The organism is Mycolicibacterium arcueilense, from assembly GCF_058536225.1.
Genome location: NZ_JBZTYL010000026.1, coordinates 240,585 through 254,056, shown reverse-complemented (window position 1 = coordinate 254,056; position 13,472 = coordinate 240,585). Strand labels below are relative to the sequence as shown.

The 13,472-nt window shown below is 64.5% G+C and carries 12 protein-coding genes and 1 riboswitch; of the genes, 3 read left to right on the top strand and 9 right to left on the bottom strand.

Features of this window, described 5'->3' with window-relative positions; genetic code table 11:
- Positions 1-10: 10 nt before the first annotated feature.
- From AC4LGL_RS25420 to AC4LGL_RS25410, 3 genes are all read right to left on the bottom strand, one after another.
- Positions 11-565 carry an FcoT family thioesterase gene (locus AC4LGL_RS25420; RefSeq protein ID WP_491841173.1) on the bottom strand — a complete coding sequence of 185 codons (555 nt, stop codon included), beginning with the start codon at positions 563-565 and terminating at the stop codon, positions 11-13.
- Positions 566-567: 2 nt separating this feature from the next.
- On the bottom strand, positions 568-1,437 hold the full coding sequence (scoE, locus tag AC4LGL_RS25415) for a (3R)-3-[(carboxymethyl)amino]fatty acid oxygenase/decarboxylase (protein WP_491841172.1): 870 nt from the start codon (positions 1,435-1,437) through the stop codon (positions 568-570).
- A gap of 80 nt (positions 1,438-1,517) precedes the next feature.
- Positions 1,518-2,981: a PPE family protein gene (locus AC4LGL_RS25410; RefSeq protein ID WP_491841171.1), complete on the bottom strand. Its 1,464-nt coding sequence runs from the start codon at positions 2,979-2,981 to the stop codon at positions 1,518-1,520.
- A gap of 191 nt (positions 2,982-3,172) precedes the next feature.
- Here AC4LGL_RS25410 and AC4LGL_RS25405 point away from each other — a divergent pair, with 191 nt between their 5' ends.
- A complete protein-coding gene (locus tag AC4LGL_RS25405) occupies positions 3,173-3,982 on the top strand; it encodes a class I SAM-dependent methyltransferase (protein ID WP_491841170.1) in 810 nt (269 codons plus the stop codon).
- Positions 3,983-4,011: 29 nt separating this feature from the next.
- On the opposite strand, the gene AC4LGL_RS25400 is transcribed toward AC4LGL_RS25405, so the two are convergent.
- The 3 genes from AC4LGL_RS25400 to AC4LGL_RS25390 are packed head-to-tail and all read right to left on the bottom strand — an operon-like array spanning position 4,012 to position 7,503.
- Positions 4,012-4,920, bottom strand: a complete 909-nt coding sequence (locus tag AC4LGL_RS25400; protein WP_491841169.1) for an HpcH/HpaI aldolase/citrate lyase family protein — start codon at positions 4,918-4,920, stop codon at positions 4,012-4,014.
- Positions 4,921-4,950: 30 nt separating this feature from the next.
- On the bottom strand, positions 4,951-6,135 hold the full coding sequence (locus AC4LGL_RS25395) for a CaiB/BaiF CoA transferase family protein (RefSeq protein ID WP_491841168.1): 1,185 nt from the start codon (positions 6,133-6,135) through the stop codon (positions 4,951-4,953).
- A gap of 9 nt (positions 6,136-6,144) precedes the next feature.
- Positions 6,145-7,503, bottom strand: coding sequence for an LLM class flavin-dependent oxidoreductase (locus AC4LGL_RS25390; protein WP_491841167.1), 1,359 nt, complete (start codon positions 7,501-7,503; stop codon positions 6,145-6,147).
- Positions 7,504-7,571: 68 nt separating this feature from the next.
- Here AC4LGL_RS25390 and AC4LGL_RS25385 point away from each other — a divergent pair, with 68 nt between their 5' ends.
- On the top strand, positions 7,572-8,225 hold the full coding sequence (locus tag AC4LGL_RS25385) for a GntR family transcriptional regulator (RefSeq protein WP_491841166.1): 654 nt from the start codon (positions 7,572-7,574) through the stop codon (positions 8,223-8,225).
- A 14-nt stretch (positions 8,226-8,239) separates the two neighbouring features.
- Here AC4LGL_RS25385 and metE read toward each other — a convergent pair whose 3' ends face one another.
- The 3 genes from metE to AC4LGL_RS25370 form a co-directional block, all read right to left on the bottom strand.
- Positions 8,240-10,513, bottom strand: coding sequence for a 5-methyltetrahydropteroyltriglutamate--homocysteine S-methyltransferase (gene metE, locus AC4LGL_RS25380; RefSeq protein WP_491841165.1), 2,274 nt, complete (start codon positions 10,511-10,513; stop codon positions 8,240-8,242).
- A 128-nt stretch (positions 10,514-10,641) separates the two neighbouring features.
- Positions 10,642-10,857, bottom strand: a riboswitch (cobalamin riboswitch).
- A 57-nt stretch (positions 10,858-10,914) separates the two neighbouring features.
- Positions 10,915-11,586, bottom strand: coding sequence for a sensor domain-containing protein (locus tag AC4LGL_RS25375; RefSeq protein ID WP_491841164.1), 672 nt, complete (start codon positions 11,584-11,586; stop codon positions 10,915-10,917).
- A gap of 115 nt (positions 11,587-11,701) precedes the next feature.
- The gene (locus AC4LGL_RS25370; RefSeq protein WP_491841163.1) at positions 11,702-12,295 is read right to left on the bottom strand and encodes an Rv2240c family protein; all 594 of its coding nucleotides are present in this window, start codon (positions 12,293-12,295) and stop codon (positions 11,702-11,704) included.
- Positions 12,296-12,714: 419 nt separating this feature from the next.
- Between AC4LGL_RS25370 and AC4LGL_RS25365 the strand changes: the two genes are divergently transcribed.
- Entirely contained in the window at positions 12,715-13,410 is a 696-nt protein-coding gene (locus AC4LGL_RS25365; RefSeq protein WP_491841162.1) for an MspA family porin, read from the top strand.
- Positions 13,411-13,472 lie beyond the last annotated feature (62 nt).

Here is a 13,472-nt window from a genome sequence, read left to right as displayed (position 1 = left end):
TCGTAGAAGGTCAGGGGATGTTGAGTGCGGCCAGTTCAACTTCACCGGATGCGGCGCCCCCGTCCTCATCCCAGAATTCCACCGTGCACGGAATCTTGAGATAGCGAATCGTCCGGTCGACCACCTCGAAGTCCTTGCACAGCAACCGCGCCGAGAACCTCTGGGACTTGATCGGACGCTTGAACCGCGATTTGGTCGTCTTGATCAACATGCTGGGGAGTTGATAGTTGAAGTAGTCCTCGATCGACCAGCCCCGGAATTCGGGTATCACCTCGTTGAGGATGGCCGGCGCGAACGCACTGTAGGCGAGTTGGTTGAAGCACAGAACCCACTCGGCGGCGTTGAAGTGGCCGGTGTCCCGGATGTATGCGGGCTCTTTGATGCTGAAGTTCCCAGTGGCGGATACCGAGGTCTCGGTGGCCTCGTACTCCGCGTCGAGAAGATACCGGCACCCTTTGTAGGAATAGGGTTCCAACACCTTGACCAGCAGATCCTCGGGGATCGGCGCCATGCGGGTGATGTCGTACCCACTCGTGACCACAGACAGTGTTTCGGCGGTGCTCATGCTCATACCCCATATCCCGGTGTTGTGAGGCCGTCCAGCATGGTCAGCCGATGTGTAGTCAAAGTTCCTGGCGTCGTTCCGTGTTTCGCCCGGTGCATCAGAACCCGGTTGTCCCACAACACGACATCGCCCACTTCGTAGTGCTGGGCATGGATGAACGGCGAGGTGAAATCCGGATCGAGCTGTCCGGTGGCGGTCATGAGTTCCTGCAGCACGGTGGGCTCCAGGACGCGTCCGTTCCGGTCCTCGATCTTCGTGGTGCCCGATGCGCAGATGTAGAGAATTTCCTGCCCGGTCTTCGGGTGTCTGATCACCGTCGGCCAGGCGATCGGAGGAGTGGTCTTGGAGATCTCATCCCACACCTCGCCGATCGGCTTGTACACGTCATGCGGGCGAATCTTGATGTGCCGCCGAGGATCATGGGTGGCGAAGGTGCCACGGACCGGGTCGCGCACAGCATCAGGCAGAGACTCCCACACCTTGTTGAGGTCGATGAAGTAGGTTCCGCGGTCAGTCCCCGGCACGGCCAGTGGCACCACCATCGAGAACGCGAACGGCTCGGGCATGAACATGTAGTCGATGTGCCAGAACGCGCCGGTCCTCGGGACGCCGTTCCCCTCCTCGGTGGAGGAAACGAAGATCTCCGGGTGGTCTTTGTGGTGATAGATCGGCTCGTAGTACGTGACGACGTCGCCGACGATGCGGCCCAACCGCAGGAATTCCTCGGGAGTCGGATGAACGTCTTTCAGGATCACCAGCTTGTTCTGATAGACGACCTCCCGGATCTCTTCCCTGGTGATGTCGTCGAGATTCTTGGGGTCGATTCCCGTGACTTGCGCCCCGAGCCCCTCCCCCAACACATTCAGCGTCAACTCTTCTCCTCGTTCGGCACCGTGGAGCGCCGGTGGTGCGACTATCGGATTGGTCGAATCAAACTCGTTGAAAGTTCCGGCTATTCGCGATTTTTCTGTGAACTACCTGTCCAGGTGGCCGGCAGCATGGGCATGGATTCTCCGGAACTGTCAGACCGAACCATCCCCGCCGCGGGTGCACTCGTGGCGACCGCAGCGGCCCCGGAGAACCCGAGAGGGGTTACCCCCTGCGTGCTGGAGATCAGTGACGCGGGCCGGCCGCCATCGGGGACCTCCGCTGCCTCGGTGTCCTCCAGAAATTCGTAGCGGTAGCTGCGGGCGCGGTCTCGGTTGCGACGTGCCTGCTTTCGACGGGTGCGCGCGACGACCGCTGCCCTGGCCGCCGCGACGGTGGTCAAGGTATCCGCCATTTCTCCAGGGGATTTCGCGCCAACCCTCGGGCCTGCCGCCACCGCCGGTGGATCCAGACCCGGTAGGGCGTAGCCGACAAAGGATGGGCCTGCCGGCCCGCCCGCCGCACCAGGACTGCTCGGGGCGGGTACACCTGACCCCGCACCGGTCTGCGGAACTGCTGTTGACCCCGTGGACAGGGGCGGCGGCATGCCGACATCAACCGACCCGCCGGCGCGATGGCCTGCGTGGACTTCGGCGGGTCCCGGCATCGGCCCAGGCGCCGGAACCCGGTTCTGCAGCAGCGTCAGTGCGCTCAGCGCGCCGAGGGCACTGAGCGCCGGCGCGAAGAACGGTAGGAGCAGTAGCGAATACGAGGCGTAGTACGGATACCAGAGCATGTCGTAGAGCACCAGCGCGATGGCGGCGAGGATGGCGGTCTCGGCCGGGTCGAAACCCAGTTGCCCGAAGAACTGTTGGAACGTTTCAAGGAGCTGTTGGGGATTTCCGGCTCCCGAAATGAGGTCCGAGATCAGCTTCCAGATGTCGCTCAGTTGCAGGTCACCGGAGGTTGCGCTCGACGTGTTCTGCTGCTCGCTTCGTGCTTCACCCCCCGGCGCCAGGATCGACGGAGCCGGCCGGGTCGGCGGAACCGCCGAATACGCGCTCGCGGCCACCGCGTCATAGGTGGCCATCGATTCGGCCGCCTGCAACCACATCCGCACGTAATCGGCCTCGTTGAGTGCGATCGGGATGGTGTTGATACCGAAGAAGTTGGTGGCCAGCAGCACACCGTGGGTGACGTGGTTGACGGCGAGTTCCGCCAGGGTCGGCATGGTTGCCAGGGCGCTGCTGTACGCCGCAGCGACCGTCTGATGCTGCGCGGCGGTGACGGCGCTGTCGGCTGAGGCCTGCTCCAGCCATGCCAGGTAAGGGCCGTGGGCTGCCACATACTGTGCAGCGCTCGGTCCTTCCCAACTGCCGACCTGCACAGCGGCCAGGATCTGCGTGAGTTCTACCGCCGCTGCGCTGTATTGCGCGCTCAAGTCCTGCCACTGGGCAGCCGCGGCCACCAGCGAGCCTGGGCCCGGCCCGGCGGTCAACAAAGCCGAATGCACCTCTGGAGGCACCGCAAACCAGAGCGGTGCGGTCACGTCATCACCTCCTCGCATGAGCGTTGATTGCGACCACACAGCCCGGTACGCGTTGCCTCGTAATTCAGCTAGTCGGGCCCGAACGCCGGAAAGTTCCCGAGTTGTCGGTATTGACCGGTCAACCGGGGCAATGACTCTCGACGGCGCGACACGTGTGCGGCTGCTGGTGCGTTCACGGGTACGGTCGGCGCATGCCAGTCGTCGACGCTCGTCACCTGACCGCGATCTCAGAGACCGCGCTACTGACACTTCACCAGAGAGCAGCCGAGGCAGCCCGCCCCGACGGCATCATCGAGGACCCGCTGGCGATCGCCCTGCGTGACAGCCTCGGGTACGACTACCAGCATTTCGGCCGTACCCACCAGGCCACCGCCCTGCGGGCCGTCGCGTTCGACAACGCCACGCGCCGCTATCTGCAGGTGCGGCCGCGCGCCACCGTGGTGGCCCTGGCCGAGGGGCTGCAGACCAGCTTCTGGCGCCTCGACAACGGCGAGATGAGTTGGCTCTCTGTGGATCTGGAGCCCATTGTGCAGCTTCGTCGGCAACTACTTCCGCCCTCGGGCAGACTCCGCCACCTGGCACAGTCCGCGTTCGACTATTCCTGGATGGATCAGGTCGACCCCACCAACGGTGTGCTCATCACCGCCGAGGGGTTGTTCCAATACCTGGAGCGCGACGCGGTGCTGGATCTCATCGCGACATGTGCCGCCAGGTTCCCCGGAGGACAGCTGATCTTCGACAGCGTCCCGCGATTTCTGAGCTGGTACTCGCAGCGACGCGGCATCAAACTCAGCAAGGAGTACACCGCGCCGCCGATGCCGTTCTCATTCACCGCCGACCGGTATGACGAGCTGCGTGCCATCCCCGGCGTTCGCGCCGTCCACGAACTCGAGATGCCGGCGGGGCGCGGCAAGGTCCTGTCGAGCGCAGCGGCGCTCATCTACCGATCCCGCTCGCTCGAGCGCTTCCGAGCACCGACCAATGTCGTCGAGTTCGGTTGACACGTCGGAGTTGTGAGCCGAACGTGGGCCTACACGACGCCAATCAGCGCGGCGCGGGCCAATACCTCTTCGGCCTTCTTGACATGAGCGGCGTCAACGAGCACACCCTCGACTCCAACCGCCCCACGACCCGCTGCCTCGGCCTCCCGGTACGCCGCGACGTTGCGGTGCGCCAACGCGATCTCTTCGGCTGACGGGGCGAACACGGCATTGGCGACCGGGACCTGATTCGGATGGATCGCCCACTTTCCGGTGTAGCCGTACAGCGACGATCGACGCGCCTCGGCCTCATAGCCGGCGACGTCCGCATAGTCGGGGTAAGGAGAGTCGATGGCGTCGATTCCGGCAATTCGCGCCGCGACCATGATCTTGTTGCGTGCATACGCCCAGAAGTCACCGGTGTACTCACCCATCGGCACGAAATTGGTGTCCACCCGTGCGCCCTGCGACAGAGAGAAGTCGCCGACGCCGAAAATCACCGCGTCCAGTCGGGGGCTCGCCCGTACGATCTCCTCGGCATTGGCGAGTCCTTCGACCTCCTCGATCAATACCTCAAGCCGAATCTTCTTCTCCAAGGAGAGCTTTTCCTCCAACTGGGTGAGCAGCAGGTCGACCCACCACACGTCCTTGGCGGTGCGGGCCTTGGGAATCACGATGGTGTCGAGTTGGGCACCGGCATGAGTGACGACCTCGATGATGTCGTCGTGGCACCACGGGGTGTCGAGGCCGTTGATCCGGATCGCGCGTGCGGTCCGGCCCCAGTCGAGCTCGGTCAGTGCCCGGATGGCCTTGGCCCGCGACTCCACCTTGAGCCCTACCGGAGTCGCGTCCTCCAGATCGAGGAACACCAAGTCGGCACCACAGGTGACGCCCTTGACGAACATGTGGTCGTTGCAGGCAGGCAAGGCGAGCTCAGAACGACGAACCAGATTGGCCATGAGATGTGAATTCCTTTGCATAACTGACTGTTAGAGCACACCAGCGGTGTGCAAGCGATCGACTTCTTCAGCTGCCAGGCCCAACAGCTCGTGGTAGACCTCGGCGTTGTGTTCACCGAGGCGGGGGCCCAGCGAGTCCACCCTCCCGGCGTTCCCCGAGAACCTCGGGACGGGAGCCTGCACCGTCATGGCGCCGAGTTCGTCGTCGGCGACTGATACGAACACCTGTCGATGCTGCAGTTGCTCGTCAGCCACCAGGTCGGCAATCTCGTACACTGGCGCCGCGGCCACTTCGGCTGCGTCGAACACCGCCATCGCCTCCGACAAGGTTTGCGCAGCAACCCATTCCGCCACAACAGCGTCAACTTCCGCAGCGCGCGCCAGCCGGCGCTGCGGATCGGAGAAATCGGCATCGGACACCAGGTCGTCGCGCCCGATGGCGCGGAAGACTCTCAACGCCAGGCTCGGCGAGCTTCCGGACATGGCCAGCCAACGCCCATCGGACGTGCGATAGGTGTTGCGGGGCGCCGATATGTCCCAGCGATTGCCGGCCCGGTGTGGAACGATACCGAGCTGGTCATAGCTCAACAGGTTCTGCTCCAGCAGTCGAGCCAGAGGGTCGACGAGATTGATGTCGATCAATTGACCACCGGCGCCGTGCACGTCGCGGTGATAGAGCGCCATCATCACGGCATAGGCGGCGTTCAGCGACGCCACCCCATCGGCGAGCATGAAAGGAGGCAGAGTCGGTGGACCTTCGGCTTCGCCTGTCACATGGGCGAATCCGCTCATCGCCTCGCCCAGCGTGCCGAACCCGGGGCGCGCACTCTTGGGTCCGGACAGCCCATACCCGGTGATGTGCAGCATCACGATGCGGTCGTTGATCAACCGCAACGACTGGTAATCCAGGCCCCATTTGGCGAGGGTTTGCGGCCGGGTGTTGACGATGACGACATCCGACTTCTCGACCAGGCGCCGCACCAGATCCTGACCTTCGGTCACGCGCAGATTAGCGGTCACCGATTTCTTGTTGCGGGACACTGACTTCCACATCAACCCGACACCGTCGCGCTGACTACCCCAGGTGCGGATGGGATCGCCCTGGCCGGGCTGTTCGACCTTGATGACCTCGGCGCCGAACTCGCCCAGATACGTCGCGGCGAGCGGGGCTGCGGCCAGTGTCGCCAGGTCGAGCACCCGGATTCCGCTGAGCATGGCCCCCATCTACGACGCCGAACTGGTGAGTGCGCCGGCAGGCCGATCCAGACCCAGGTGGTCACGCAGAGTGGATCCGGTGTATTCGGTACGGAACAATCCCCGATGCTGCAGCTCGGGCACCACCATCCGCACGAAGTCCTCGTAGGATCCCGGTGAATGCGTTGCGGCCATGACGAATCCGTCGCACGCACCGCTGGTGAACCACTCCTCCATCTGGTCTGCCACCTGCTTGCCGGTGCCGACGAAGCGCGGACCTTGCAGCAGAGTCGCGCGGTGCCCGGCCAGGTCACGCACCGTCACCCTGTCCCCACCGATATGGGCCCGCAGATTCTGTACCAGCCCCCGGATGCCCGAGACCGAGGCGATCAGCTCATCGGTCACCGGATCATCGAGGTCATGCTGGGCGAAGTCATAGTTCATGAGCTCCGACAGCAGGGTCAGCGAGGCCATGGGGTCCACCAGGTCGTTGAGGAACATGTCCTCACGTTCCTTGGCATGGGACTCCGTCTCTCCCACCACCGCGTAGGCCATCGGACAGATCCGCACCGAGGCCGGGTCGCGGCCCGCCTCGGCGATCCGTGCTTTCTGATCGCTGTAATGCGAGCGGGCCACGTCAATTCCGGGATCACCGGTGAAGATGAGATCTGCCCAGCGCGAGGCGAACTCGCGACCGCGGCCTGAGGACCCCGCCTGCAGGATCACCGGACGGCCCTGCGGTGTGCGCGGAACCGTCAGCGGCCCGCGGGTGGAGAAGTAGCGACCGACGTGCCCGAGTTCATGCACTTTGCCGGGGTCGGCATAGAGCCCGGAGACCCGATCGTGCTGGATCGCACCGTCCTCCCAGGTGTCCCAGAGTCCGGCGACAACGTCGAGAAACTCGTCGGCACGGTCGTAGCGTTCGTCGTGACCGAGATGGGTGTCGATCCCGAAATTTTGCGCCTCGCTGTCGTTGACGGAGGTGACCACGTTCCAGGCTGCACGTCCTCGAGACAGGTGGTCGAGCGTTGCGAAGGTCCGAGCGACGTGGAATGGGGCGTAGTACGTGGTCGAGTAGGTCGCGCCCAGTCCGATATGCGAGGTGGTCTGCGCGAGTACTCCGAGGATGACGCTCAAATCGAGCTTGACCGGCCGCGCCCCGTAGCGGACCGCCTCGGCGACGGAACCCCCGTAGATGCCGGGCATCGCCAGCCGGTCGTCGAAGAACATCAGGTCGAAACAACCCTCTTCCAACTGGCGACCGAGCTTCGCGTAGTACGAAGCGTCGAGATAGCCGTGTTCGGTTGCGGGGTGACGCCACGAACCGGCGTACACCGAAGTGCTTCCTGCCTGCATGAACGCCACGAGCGACATCTGATCGGTACGCATTACTGGAATCTAACATCTGATATATCAGATATCAAGGATGATGTTCGGTCGGTCGGTACGCTGCACGGATGACCCCGCTTGATATCTCGGGCACCGTGCGCGAGCGCGCGGCTCGCGAGTTGCGCGACCGGATCATCACCGGCGTGCTCGCGCCCGGGTCACGCATCGACCTCGACGCCATCACCGAAGAGTTCGCGACCAGTCGCACCCCGGTCCGGGAGGCGCTGCTGGAACTGTCCTTCGAAGGCCTGGTGCGTGTCGCGCCCCGCAGCGGGATCACCGTCATCGGCGTCAACTCCGAAGACGTGACCGACAGCTTCACCATCCTCGGTGTCCTCACCGGGCAGGCCGCTGCCTGGGCCGCCCACCGGGTCACACCCGACGAACTGGCTCGGCTACGCGAGTTGGCCGCCGACGTGGCCCGGCGGTCGGGCGAGGACAGCATCGGCGAGGCAAACTGGCTGTTCCACCAGGAGATTCACCGCGCCGCCCACTCCCCTCGCTTGCTGGCCCAGATCCGGCAGGCCGCACGGGTGGTGCCGTCCAATTTCCTGACTGTGTTTCCCGAGCATGAGAAGCACTCGCTCGACGAACATGAGCAGCTGCTGGACGCCCTGGAGGCCAAGGACGCCGAGGCTGCCCGCACCATTGCCGAACGCCACGTCCTGGAGGCCGGGCGCTCGTTGGCGGCCTGGCTCAACGCTCAGACCGCCACGAGCTGACCCGGACACCGGGGCTACCCCGCGCGCACCTTCGCGGTAGCGGTGACCAGATGCTTGAGCGACTCGGTCACCTCATCAGTGGTCCGGGTCTTCAAGCCGCAGTCGGGATTGACCCAGAGCCGCTCGGCCGGAACGGCTTTGAGCGCCTCCCGCAATGATGTGGCGATCTCGTCGACCCCGGGCACCCGGGGCGAGTGGATGTCGTACACACCCGGGCCGACGCTGTTGGAGAAGCCGATGCCGTTGAGGTCATCGAGCACCTCCATATGCGATCGGGCCGCCTCGATCGACGTAACGTCGGCATCCAGGTCGGCGATCGCCCCGATCACCTCACCGAACTCCGAATAGCACAGGTGCGTGTGGATCTGCGTGGAGTCCGCAACCCCGGAGGTGGACAGCCGGAACGCATCGACCGCCCAACTCAGATAGGCCTCCTTGTCCTTGGTGCGCAGCGGCAGCAGTTCGCGTAGGGCGGGCTCGTCGACCTGGATGATCGCGATACCTGCCGACTGCAGGTCCACCGTCTCGTCCCGGATTGCCAGGGCGACCTGAAAAGCGGTGTCGGCCAACGGCTGGTCATCGCGGACGAAAGACCAAGCCAAGATAGTCACCGGCCCGGTGAGCATTCCTTTGACCGGCTTGTCGGTGAGCGACTGCGCGTAGGTAGCCCAGTCAACCGTCATCGGCTGCTGACGAGTGACGTCACCGAACAACACCGGCGGACGTACGCAACGGCTGCCATACGACTGGACCCACCCGTTCTTGGTGGCGAAGAAGCCGTCGAGCTGCTCGGCGAAATACTGCACCATGTCGTTGCGTTCGGGTTCACCGTGCACGAGCACGTCCAACCCGAGCTGCTCCTGCAGCCGGATCACCGATTCGACCTCGGCCTCCATCCGGTAGCGGTACTCGGCCTCGTCGATCTCGCCGGCCACCAGCGCCGCCCGTGCCTTGCGAATGTCGACGGTCTGCGGGAACGAGCCGATTGTGGTGGTCGGCAGAGACGGCAGACTGAGCCGCTCATCCTGCGCCCGGCGACGTTCGGTGGCGGCGCCGCGGCTGATGCCACCCGCCAGGACGGACTGCAGCCGAGCCCGGACGCTGTCATTGTGCAGCCGGGGATCGCCGGCCCGCGACGCGGCCGCAGCGTTGGATGACTCGATCTCGGCGGCGACCTTCTCTTCGCCGTCGCGCAGCGCTACCGCCAGAGTCGCCACCTCGAAGACCTTCTCAGCGCCGAATGCCAGCCAGCTGCGCAGCGCGTCATCGAGACCGTCTTCCGGATCGAGGGTGTAGGGCACATGCAGAGTCGAGCATGACGTCGAAACTGCAACTGCCTTGGCATTTCCGCGCAGTGCCGTCAGGGTGTGCAGCGCGTTTTCAAGATTCGTACGCCAGATGTTGCGCCCGTCGACCACGCCCGCCACCAGCAGCTTGTCCGCAAGCTCGGGGACCGCTGAAAGCGCCTTGGCAGATCCGGCCACCAGATCGATGCCAATCCCTTCGACCGGCGTCCGCGCCAGAGCGGGCAACGCATCGGTGAGTTCACCGAAGTAGGTGGCGACGAAGATCGCCGGCCGCTTCGCCAACTCAGCCAGCCGGGTGTAGGTGCGCTCAGCCAGCTCGGCAGCATTGTCGAGGATGTCGGTCACCAGGACGGGTTCGTCGATCTGTACCCACGTGACTCCCTTGCCGGCGAGCACTGCGAGCAACTCGGCGTACACGCCGACGAGCTCATCCAGCCTGGAGATGGGAGCGTCGGCACCCTCGACCGCCTTGGACAGGGCGAGGAACGTGATCGGGCCGACAAGCACCGGTCGAGCCGGAACACCCTGGGCTGCAGCTTCTTCCAGTTCACCGAGCACCTTCGCCGGATTGAGCGCGAAGGTGGTGTCCGGTCCGATCTCGGGCACGATGTAGTGGTAGTTGGTGTCGAACCACTTGGTCATTTCCAGTGGCGCGATGTCGTCGTTCCCGCGCGCAGCAGCAAAGTAGCGGTCGAGATCATCGGCAATGCCGTGGACACGGGCCGGCAGGGCACCGACCAGGACTGCGGTGTCGAGCACCTGGTCGTAGTAAGAGAAGTCGTTGACCGGGATCGAATCCAACCCGGCCGCCGCCAGTGCCTTCCAGGTGTCGCGCCGCAACGTGGCGGCTACGGACTCCAGTTCGGCGCGATCGATTCGCCCGGCCCAGTACTTCTCGACGGCACGCTTGAGTTCACGATTGGGCCCGATTCGGGGTGACCCCAGAATGGTGGCGGAAAAAGGTATTGCGGTTGTGCTCATGACGAGGTCCTTCAACGTACGAAGAGGATGGCCACCGCCAGGAGACACCGACCGAACGCGACCACCCGCCACGAGTGAGCCACTTTCGGCCACTGCCCATTCCGCGAGGCGATGAACCACCGGACGCGGCGCGCCCGGTACGGCTGGCAGGTCTTCGGACTCACAGGCACGCACGAAACCGTGCACCTACTGGCCGTCGCTTCCCAGCCGCGCAATCCTGCGTGCCAGTGCTGATGACGGCGGTCGTTCCTGCATACCGCTGCGGGACAGTCCCGGATTCTCACCGGGTTCCCTCTCGCGTCGCATCTCAATCAGCCTGCGACGCTCGATGTCGGCACCGTAAACGCCCCAGTGCCGACAAACCAACTGCGTGGCTCAGACTACCCCGTGGTCAGCACCGCTCATCGAGGCATCGCGGCCTTGATCTTGTCCACCACATCGGCGGCCTGGGTGACCGAGGATCCGGCCGGCTTGCACGCCTGGATGTCCATGACGAGGTTGGCGGCGGCGGCCAGCGCGCGCTGGCAGTCGCGGGTCTGGTCACCGTCGACGCGGGTGAATGGCAGGGTGAGTTCGTCTTCGGTCTGTGTGAGCGCCCCGCTCTTCCAATTGGGCAGCGGTTCACCGTTCAGCGTGATGTTCACCTTGTGGTCGGTGCACTTGGACCACCGTTCCGCCGACTGAGCAAGGAAGTCGTCGGCGTCCTGCGCAGACGGAAAGATCACCACCGACTGCACCAGCAGGTTGTCCCAGTTGTCATTGTCCGGCGACCGGAGCAGCACCTGGCGCATGGCGGCCCAGTGATCCCCGTAGATGGCGGACTCGTTCACCTGCCAGGCACCGAGGCAATTCAGATTGGGGAGCAGGTTGCGATGGTCGCTCATATCGGTCACGGGTGGGTGCGCCGTCATCCCCTCGGTTCCCATCAGGCTGTTGACCTCTTCGGTGCTGAGCAGCAGCCCCTCGAGTGCCGACTTGGGCACGTCCTTCGGCCCCTGGACCGTGTCGCCGTTGCCGGAACAACTGGTGGCCATCAGCACGAGTGCAACCAACGAGATCACGAGCCGGATCACGGTAATCCTTTACTGCAGGCACGGTGCACCGCGCGTCGGGTGGGTGAATGTTCGAAGGTGGCAGGTGCCGGCCAGGCCGCGATTACCCAATCATTCCAACGTGATTGGCGTTTCGTCAGGCGTGGGTACCCGCGGCGGCACAGGCCATCTGCGCGTTGTTGGCATCGTTGTTGAGCTGGGTGGCCGTGTCGTTGAGCGATTGACCGCCGGTCCGCAGCCCCATCTTCAGCAGCAGCTTGGTGGCACCGAAAGACCATGAGCGCATCGGGTTGGCGATGTCGGGCGACAGCCCCGGCGTGCCTGCGGCGTTCATCGCCGACGCGGCAGCTTCACGCAGCGCCGTCCGGCCGCTGGTGTTCGTCGTGCTGATGGTCGGATCCCCGTAGTCGGGGCGTTCCACACCTTCGATCGAATCGGCGAAATCGCCGTAGTAGGTCGATGCCGAGTCGAGCGCGGTGGCGAACGTCGAGCAAGCCGTAACCGCAGGCACGCCAGGGTCATCCGTGCTCGCAACCGGCACCGGCACCGGACCTGCAACCGGTGCACCCGCCGCCACCGGCGGCAGCTCGGGCACACCGGGCGCCGCCGGCCCCGGTGCGCCGGCTTCATCGCCGGGTTCCGCGAACGCTGTGGGCACGGCACCGAACCCAATGCTGAAGGCAATGAGCAGCGATGCGATGCCTCGCTCGTACACCTGAGACGACCTCAACGATTCCTCCGTCAGTCGGATAGCAGTTCGGCGCCGGGCGCCACAGTTGACGTCCGCGCCTCATCGACGCATCTGCCGTCCCCCCGGATGCACCACACGGTCGAGGGTCCATATGTCCAAAAGGTGAACACCCGGCCAACCCGCTCCCCCTAACGGTCGTCCATTCTGTGCCGACCGTCGCCTCCGATGCCTCATATATGTAATGCGCTGCAGCACACGACATTTCCCAGCAACCTCACAGGTTGGGCGATTCCAGCCCGACGGAAATGAGGTGGGAACTGTTGGGACGTTGTTCACCAAACCGAAACGCGACCGGTTCATGATTCGTCGCGACAGATTCCTTGGGCCCTTTGATTTTTGACGACCACGGCGCGTCGCATAACGCAGGGCCCAGAACCACGAGAGGCGCAAGTTCACGCATGTTGAGTCGTTTTGCCCCCCTGGCTGCAGTCTGCATGTTGGCCCCTGTAGCGATTGCGCCCCTTGCATATGCAGATCCCCCGCCCCCGCCGGACCCGGCAGCCCCCGTCGCCGCGCCCGCAGGGCCCCCACCGGACACCGGCGCGGTGCCGTCGTCGCCTCCCGGCGTCCTGGACACCCCCGACGGCTGGCATGTCACGGTGGCCGGCTCCAACGAGACCCTGCTCCCGGTCGCCCCGCTGACCACCGCGATCTCGTCACGCGAGTACCTCGTCGGCGGCACCTTCAACGGGAAGGTGTCGGGCGGCGGCAAGACCAAGCTGACCGGCGGCACACTTGAGGCCGGGGCCCAGATCGGTTGCGGCATCATCAGCGACGAAACGGAGATCAACCCCGGTATCAGCTTCTCGCCGAGCCTCAAGATTCCGTTCACCGGGTCCGCCGGCGATGTCGGTGCCGGTACGGGTATCAGCTTGCAGGGCAAGGTGTACCTGAAGCCGGGAACGGTCACCATCGTCCCGATCGACAAGAAGTCGTTCAAGGGCTCGGGTACCCGCGTGACGATCACGGGCGTTCGCATCAAGTTCGATCAGTGCGCCGGCCAGTCGTTCATCCGGACCTACGCGACCATGACGAGTTCCACCGACAACACCGACGACGTCATCACCTACCTCGGCGTCACCAAGGCCGTCTGACCTCGGCCCGGAAACGACACCGACCATGAATCACACCGATCATGACGCTGATCCCTCGGATT